The 7287-nt window shown below is 68.3% G+C and carries 6 protein-coding genes; 3 read left to right on the top strand and 3 right to left on the bottom strand.

What is annotated here, in order from left to right; translation table 11 throughout:
• Positions 1 to 82: 82 nt before the first annotated feature.
• Positions 83 to 370, top strand: coding sequence for a hypothetical protein (locus HOV91_RS29665; RefSeq protein WP_174188609.1), 288 nt, complete (start codon positions 83 to 85; stop codon positions 368 to 370).
• 72 nt (positions 371 to 442) lie between these two features.
• Here HOV91_RS29665 and ilvC read toward each other — a convergent pair whose 3' ends face one another.
• From ilvC to HOV91_RS29650, 3 genes are all read right to left on the bottom strand, one after another.
• Positions 443 to 1444 carry a ketol-acid reductoisomerase gene (gene ilvC, locus HOV91_RS29660; protein WP_174188615.1) on the bottom strand — a complete coding sequence of 334 codons (1002 nt, stop codon included), beginning with the start codon at positions 1442 to 1444 and terminating at the stop codon, positions 443 to 445.
• Between the two features lie 229 nt (positions 1445 to 1673).
• Positions 1674 to 2177: an acetolactate synthase small subunit gene (gene ilvN / locus HOV91_RS29655; RefSeq protein ID WP_039799659.1), complete on the bottom strand. Its 504-nt coding sequence runs from the start codon at positions 2175 to 2177 to the stop codon at positions 1674 to 1676.
• Positions 2174 to 4108 carry an acetolactate synthase large subunit gene (locus HOV91_RS29650; RefSeq protein WP_174188608.1) on the bottom strand — a complete coding sequence of 645 codons (1935 nt, stop codon included), beginning with the start codon at positions 4106 to 4108 and terminating at the stop codon, positions 2174 to 2176. Before HOV91_RS29650 ends, ilvN begins: the two co-directional genes overlap by 4 nt.
• Before the next feature lie 426 nt (positions 4109 to 4534).
• Between HOV91_RS29650 and HOV91_RS29645 the strand changes: the two genes are divergently transcribed.
• Positions 4535 to 5038 (top strand): PH domain-containing protein, encoded by a 504-nt coding sequence (locus HOV91_RS29645; RefSeq protein ID WP_312884810.1) that lies wholly within the window; start codon positions 4535 to 4537, stop codon positions 5036 to 5038.
• 338 nt (positions 5039 to 5376) lie between these two features.
• Entirely contained in the window at positions 5377 to 7218 is a 1842-nt protein-coding gene (gene ilvD / locus HOV91_RS29640) for a dihydroxy-acid dehydratase (RefSeq protein WP_174188607.1), read from the top strand.
• Positions 7219 to 7287: the final 69 nt, after the last annotated feature.

Raw genomic sequence — 7287 nt, 5'->3', positions numbered from 1 at the left:
CTCTCCGCGGGGGAGGTCGTGGGCAGACCCGCAACGGGGGATGGTGGGCGGAAACGCGCACCGCAGAGTGAAAGGATTTACGTTGTTCTCCACAATCAGCGCACGCCGCACCCTGGCCCGCGTGGCCGTCGCCGGTGCGATCGCCGCAATCCCGTTGACCGCGATGGCGATGCCTGCCTCGGCTACCCCGGGCACACCCGGGGTCCATCAGGCCTGGTACGACCCGTATTACAACCGGTGCGACTTCGGTCCGTTCCAGAACTGGAGCTGCAATAACAATCCGTTGTTCGGCTGGGGCTACAACCAGTACGGCGGCCCCTTCGGGCAGGGCTACGGGCAGCAAGCGCCAGGTATGTTCGGCAGCAGCTAGATAGTCCGCGAAGACGCCGGTGGCCCGCTCCGAGTTCTCGGAGCGGGCCACCCGTGCGAATCAGCCGGAAGATCAGGCGGTCTCGGTGATCGGGCGATCGACCCAGCTCATCAGGCCGCGCAGCTTGGCGCCGGTGACCTCGATCGGGTGCTCGGCGTTCTGCTTGCGCAGCGCCTCGAGTTCCTTGTTGCCGCCCTCGACGTTGGCGACCAGACGCTTGACGAAGCTGCCGTCCTGGATGTCCTTGAGGATGTCCTGCATGCGCTTCTTGGTGTCGGCGTCGATGACCCGCGGGCCCGACAGGTAGCCACCGAACTCGGCGGTGTCGGACACCGAGTAGTTCATCCGCGCGATGCCGCCCTCGTACATCAGGTCGACGATCAGCTTCAGCTCGTGCAGCACCTCGAAGTAGGCCATCTCCGGCGCGTAACCGGCCTCGACCATGACCTCGAAACCGGTCTTGACCAGTTCCTCGGTGCCACCGCACAGCACGGCCTGCTCACCGAACAGGTCGGTCTCGGTCTCTTCCTTGAAGGTGGTCTTGATGACGCCCGCGCGGGTGCCGCCGATGCCCTTGGCGTAGGACAGCGCCAGCGCCTGGCCCTCGCCCTTGGGGTCCTGGTCGATCGCGATCAGCGCCGGAACGCCCTTGCCGTCGACGAACTGACGGCGCACCAGGTGACCCGGACCCTTCGGGGCCACCATGCCGATGGTGACGTTGGCAGGCGGCTTGATCAGGCCGAAGTGGATGTTGAGGCCGTGACCGAAGAACAGCGCGTCGCCGTCGTTCAGGTTCGGCTCGATGTCATTGGTGAAGATCGACGCCTGCGCGGTGTCGGGCGCGAGCACCATGATGAGGTCCGCCCACGCCGAAACCTCGGCCGGCGTGCCGACGGTCAGACCCGCCTCCTCCGCCTTCGGACGCGACTTCGAACCCTCGGCCAGGCCGACGCGGACCTCGACGCCCGAGTCGCGCAGGCTCAGCGAGTGCGCGTGACCCTGGCTGCCGTAGCCGATGACAGCGACCTTGCGGCCCTGGATGATCGACAGGTCGGCATCGTCGTCGTAGAACATCTCGACTGCCACTGTGGTTCCTTCCGGGATCATCCCCGCGCGAGGCGGGGCACACCGTGCTTGCGCCGGTGCGGATTTACGTTGTTCTGGATCGGATCACCTCCGCAGCAGCGGGAGGGGATCATTCCCGCGTACGCGGGGAGGGCGGCACGCCAACCGTCGATCGCAGAAAGACTAGCGTGTGGCCGCCGCAGGACGGGCGGCCCCATCGGTGTGCGCGCCCACTACCTCATCGAGTGGCGGTGATGGACTTCGGTCCACGCCCCACCGCGACGACGCCGGACTGCACGATCTCCCGGATGCCGTACGGTTCGAGCATCCGCAGCAGCGCGTCGAGCTTGGACCGGGTTCCGGTCGCCTCGACGGTGAGCGCGTCCGGCGACACGTCGATGACCTTCGCGCGGAACAGTCCCACGGCCTCGATCACCTGGGTCCGCACGCTGGCGTCGGCGCGCACCTTCACCAGGATCAGTTCGCGGGCCACCGAGCTGTCGGAGTCCTGCTCCACGATCTTGATGACGTTCACCAGCTTGTTGAGCTGCTTGGTGACCTGCTCCAACGGCAGGTCCTCGACGGTGACGACGATGGTCATGCGCGAGATCTCGGGCAGCTCCGTGCCGCCGACCGCCAGCGATTCGATGTTGAAGCCGCGGCGGGAGAACAGCGCCGCGACCCTGGCCAGCACGCCCGGTTTGTCCTCGACGAGAACGCTGAGGGTATGCGTGGTACTCATCCGTTGTTCACCCTGTTCTGTTCCTGCGACATCGCCGCGTGGATGACCGCCGGTTCCGCGGCCTGCTCGTCCTCGTCGAACAGCGGGCGGATGCCGCGAGCGGCCATGATCTCGTCGTTGCTGGTTCCCGCGGCGACCATCGGCCAGACCTGGGCGTCCTTGCCGACGATGAAGTCGATCACCACGGGACGGTCGTTGATGGACTGCGCCTCGCGGATGGCGGCCTCCACGTCCTCCTCGCGCTCCACCCGGATGCCGTGGCAGCCGAGGGCTTCGGCGAGCTTCACGAAGTCGGGGATGCGCAGCGAGTGCGTGCCCAGGTCGGTGTTGGAGTAACGCTCCTGGTAGAAGAGGGTCTGCCACTGGCGAACCATGCCGAGGTTGCCGTTGTTGATCAGCGCGACCTTGATCGGGACGCCCTCGACGGCGCAGGTGGCCAGCTCCTGGTTGGTCATCTGGAAGCAGCCGTCACCGTCGACCGCCCACACCTCTTTGTCCGGCGCGCCCATCTTGGCGCCCATGGCCGCCGGAACGGCGTAGCCCATGGTGCCGAGGCCACCGGAGTTCAGCCAGGTGCGCGGCTTTTCGTACTTGATGAACTGCGCAGCCCACATCTGGTGCTGACCGACGCCCGCGCAGTAGATCGCGTCGGGCCCGGCCAGACGGCCGAGCGCCTCGATGACGAACTCCGGAGACAGCGAGCCGTCCGCGGGCGGGGTCCAGCCCAGCGGGTAGGCGTCGCGCACGCCGTCGAGGTAGGTCCACCAGTCGGTCAGCGGCAGCGGCAGCGAGGCGCCCGCGGCGGGATCGCCCTTCAGGGTCTCGATGAGCTCGACGATCACCTCGCGGCAGTCCCCCACGATCGGGACGTCGGCGTGCCGGTTCTTGCCGATCTCGGCCGGGTCGATGTCGGCGTGGATGACCTTGGCGCCGGGCGCGAAGGAGTCCAGCTGACCGGTGACGCGGTCGTCGAAGCGGGCGCCGAGGGTGATCAGCAGGTCCGACCGCTGCAGCGCGGCGACCGCGCCCACGGTGCCGTGCATGCCGGGCATGCCCATGTTGAGGCGGTGGCTGTCGGGGAACGCGCCGCGCGCCATCAGGGTGGTGACCACGGGGATGCCGGTCAGCTCGGCCAGTTGCAGCAGTTCGGCCGAGGCGTCGGCCTTGATCACGCCGCCGCCGACGTAGAGCACGGGAGCCTTGGCGTCCATGATCATCCGCGCGGCCTCGCGCACCTGCTTGCCGTGCGGTTTGGTGACCGGACGGTAGCCGGGCAAACGCATCTCCGGCGGCCAGCTGAAGGTGGTCTGCGCCTGCAGCACGTCCTTGGGGATGTCGACGAGCACGGCGCCGGGGCGGCCGGACGCGGCGAGGTAGAACGCCTCCGCGATGATGCGCGGGATGTCGACGCCGTCGGTGATCAGGAAGTTGTGCTTGGTGATCGGCATGGTGATGCCGGAGATGTCGGCTTCCTGGAACGCGTCGGTGCCGATCAGGCTGCGGCCCACCTGGCCGGTGATGGCCACGATCGGGACCGAGTCCATCTGCGCGTCGGCGATCGGGGTGACCAGGTTGGTCGCGCCGGGGCCGGATGTGGCCATACACACACCGACCTTGCCGGTCGCCTGGGCGTATCCGGTGGCCGCGTGACCCGCGCCCTGCTCGTGCCGGACGAGGACGTGGCGCACCTTGGTGGAATCGAAAAGCGGGTCGTACACCGGAAGGATCGCACCACCCGGAATGCCGAATACGGTGTCGACGCCCAGCTCCTCGAGCGACCGGATGACCGACTGCGCGCCGGTGACCCGCTCGGGCGGGACCGGGCGGCGGTTGGCCGCGGAGGTCGCGTTGGCAGCGGGCGTGGCCTGCTGGTTCGCCGAAGGCGCTGGCCTACGGGCCGAAGGCCCGGGCCGTGCGGTAGGTGCGCTCACCGTCTTCGTTCCTTACTGGTTGTGGTTCTGACCCCGGAATTTGTGTCAGCGGTGTCTTGCGCTTCGCCATGCTGGAGATTAGTCCGAACATAAAAAAGCCCCCGACAGCACAGGGCTGATCGAGGGTGGCGCGTCGCAACGCGAGCTGACGTATTCGACTCAGTGTGTCAGGCTCAACGCTGGACGCGCCGGCCGAGTACGAGCAACTCGTTTCGATTCACGCGCACGACGTTAAGCGGGTGTGAACCGAAGAGTCAAACAGATGACCCCGTGTGTCCCATTATGTGGGACAGTGCGGTTGCTTGTGTCCGTTCATCAGGATGCGAGGATGGTGGTGTGTCATCACCGCATCAGTCCGTGCCACCTTCTGAATCGTCCCATACGCCCGCGGCGGCAACGGATACGGGTAGCGCCTCCGACGCCCGTGTGATCCGTATCCCACGGCTGGCCTTCCTGGGCGTGTTCATCCTGCTGATGTGCGTGTTCTTCCCGTTCGTCGGCTGGCCCGCCGGACTGTGGTGGCTGCTGCTCATCCCGGCCGTGGTGCTGGTGTGGGTGCTGCGGACGCAGACCACCGTCTCGGCGGCCGGGCTCGATCTGCGGACGCTGTTCGGTTCGCGTCACCTCGACTGGGCCCAGGTGAAGGGCGTGCGGATCCCCAAGCGCGGATACGTGCGCGCCGATCTGACCGACGGCACCGAGGTGAAGCTGCCCGCGGTGAGCTACGACCGGCTGCGCGATCTGGCGGCGGCGTCCGGCGGACGGATCCCGGACCCGTTCGCGGTCCCGGACGAGTCCCCGGCGGAGGAATCCCCCGCCGAACCCGCGGACTCGACCGAGCCCGAGGCGGACTCGAGGGGTGACGGCAGCACACGGGCCGACGAGATCGCGAAATCCGCCGAGGACCCCACCGGCGAAGACACTCGATAGCGGGCGACCGCACTCACGACCGGCTCGAAGGCGCGCGATCGAGCATGCGCCGCGACGGAACATCCACCGCGGTTAGGTTGTTGCGGCCGAGTGATGGGATGATTTTCCGGAGCAGTGACCCTCCTTCTCGTCCCCACCCTCGACGGTCCGGCACCTCCGGCGACCCGTCGTCGCCAGCACACCTCGCACCGGCGACAAACCGACCCGGCTGACGACCATGGACGCCGCGCCCGGCGGCACCACCGGCAGTGGACCGGCCCACCGGGAGTAACGTGGTGGACCGCCGAGCAGGCTCTGCGCCGTCGCACGTCAGCCCCCGCGACCCGAGGACCATCGAAATGCCACCGCTTCGTTCCCGAACCACGACCATCGGCCGCAATGCCGCAGGCGCACGCGCACTCTGGCGCGCCACCGGCATGACCGACACCGACTTCGGCAAGCCGATCGTCGCCATCGCGAACTCCTACACCCAATTCGTGCCCGGCCACGTGCACCTGAAGAACGTCGGCGACATCGTGGCCGACGCGGTGCGCGCCGCCGGTGGCGTGCCGCGCGAATTCCACACCATCGCCGTCGACGACGGCATCGCCATGGGCCACGGCGGCATGCTCTACTCGCTGCCTTCGCGCGAGATCATCGCCGACTCCGTCGAATACATGGTGAACGCGCACACAGCCGACGCGCTCGTCTGCATCTCCAACTGCGACAAGATCACCCCCGGCATGCTCAATGCCGCCATGCGGCTGAACATTCCGGCCGTGTTCGTCTCCGGCGGACCGATGGAGGCGGGCAAGGCGGTGGTCGTCGGCGGCGTCGCGCAGGCGCCGACCGACCTGGTCACCGCGATCTCCGCGAGCGCGAACCAGGCGGTGTCGGACGAGGGCCTGTCCGAGGTCGAACGGTCCGCGTGCCCGACCTGCGGTTCGTGTTCGGGCATGTTCACCGCGAACTCGATGAACTGCCTCACCGAGGCGCTCGGTCTCGCGCTGCCCGGCAACGGCTCCACGCTCGCGACGCACGCCGCGCGCAGGGCACTGTTCGAACGGGCGGGCACCGTGGTGGTGGACATCGCCAACCGCTGGTACCGCGAGGACGACGCCTCCGTCCTGCCGCGCAACGTCGCCAACGCCAAGGCATTCCGCAACGCGATAGCGCTGGACATCGCGATGGGCGGCTCGACCAACACCGTGCTGCACACGCTCGCCGCCGCGCGGGAAGGCGAGATCGACTTCGATCTGCACACCATCGAGGAGGCCAGCCGCCGGGTGCCCACCCTGTCGAAGGTGTCGCCCAACTCCGACTACCACATGGAGGACGTGCACCGCGCCGGCGGCATCCCCGCCATCCTCGGCGAACTGCGCCGGGCCGGGCTGCTGGAGACCGACGTCACCACCGTGCACACCGCCACCATGGACGAGTGGCTCGACACCTGGGACATCCGCTCCGGCAAGGCGTCCTCGGAAGCCGTCGAACTGTTCCACGCCGCGCCGGGCGGGGTGCGCACCACCGAGCCGTTCTCCACCGACAACCGCTGGTCGTCGCTGGACACCGACGCCGAAGGCGGCTGCATCCGCGACCTGGAGCACGCCTACACGAAGGAAGGCGGCCTCGTCGTGCTGCGCGGCAATATCGCGCCCGACGGCGCGGTGCTCAAGACCGCGGGCATCGATGAGGAGCTGTTCTCCTTCCAGGGCCCCGCGGTGGTGGTGGAGTCGCAGGAAGAGGCTGTCTCGGTCATCCTCGGCAAGAAGATCAAGCCCGGCGACGTGATCGTGGTCCGCTACGAAGGGCCCGCCGGCGGCCCCGGCATGCAGGAGATGCTGCATCCGACCGCGTTCCTGAAGGGCTCGGGCCTCGGCAAAGAGTGCGCCCTGATCACCGACGGCCGGTTCTCCGGCGGCACCTCCGGGCTGTCGATCGGGCACATCTCCCCGGAGGCGGCCAGCGGCGGCGTCATCGGCCTGGTGGAGAACGGCGACCAGATCCGCATCGACGTGGCCACCCGCACGCTCGAGGTCCTCGTCGACGACGCGGTGCTCGCCGAGCGGCGCGCGAAGATGGAAGCCTCCGAGCGGCCCTGGCAGCCGGTCAACCGGGATCGCCCGGTGACGACGGCCTTGCGCGCGTACGCGGCCATGGCCACTTCGGCGGACAAGGGCGCGGTCCGCCACGTGCCCTAGGCGCCCCGGCACCGAACGCAGCGGCCCCTGTCTCCCGATTCGGGAGACAGGGGCCGCTCAGCTCGTCCG

The organism is Nocardia barduliensis, assembly GCF_013315795.1.
Classification (GTDB): domain Bacteria; phylum Actinomycetota; class Actinomycetes; order Mycobacteriales; family Mycobacteriaceae; genus Nocardia; species Nocardia barduliensis.
The sequence above is the reverse complement of the archived record's forward strand: the minus strand, read 5'-3'. Positions and strand labels throughout refer to the sequence as shown.

Excerpts from the sequence above, each read along its gene's own strand:
- ilvC (WP_174188615.1), bottom strand. The coding sequence starts at position 1,444 with ATGTTCTACGACGACGATGCCGACCTGTCGATCATCCAGGGCCGCAAG.
- ilvN (WP_039799659.1), bottom strand. The coding sequence starts at position 2,177 with ATGAGTACCACGCATACCCTCAGCGTTCTCGTCGAGGACAAACCGGGC.
- ilvD (WP_174188607.1), top strand. The coding sequence starts at position 5,377 with ATGCCACCGCTTCGTTCCCGAACCACGACCATCGGCCGCAATGCCGCA.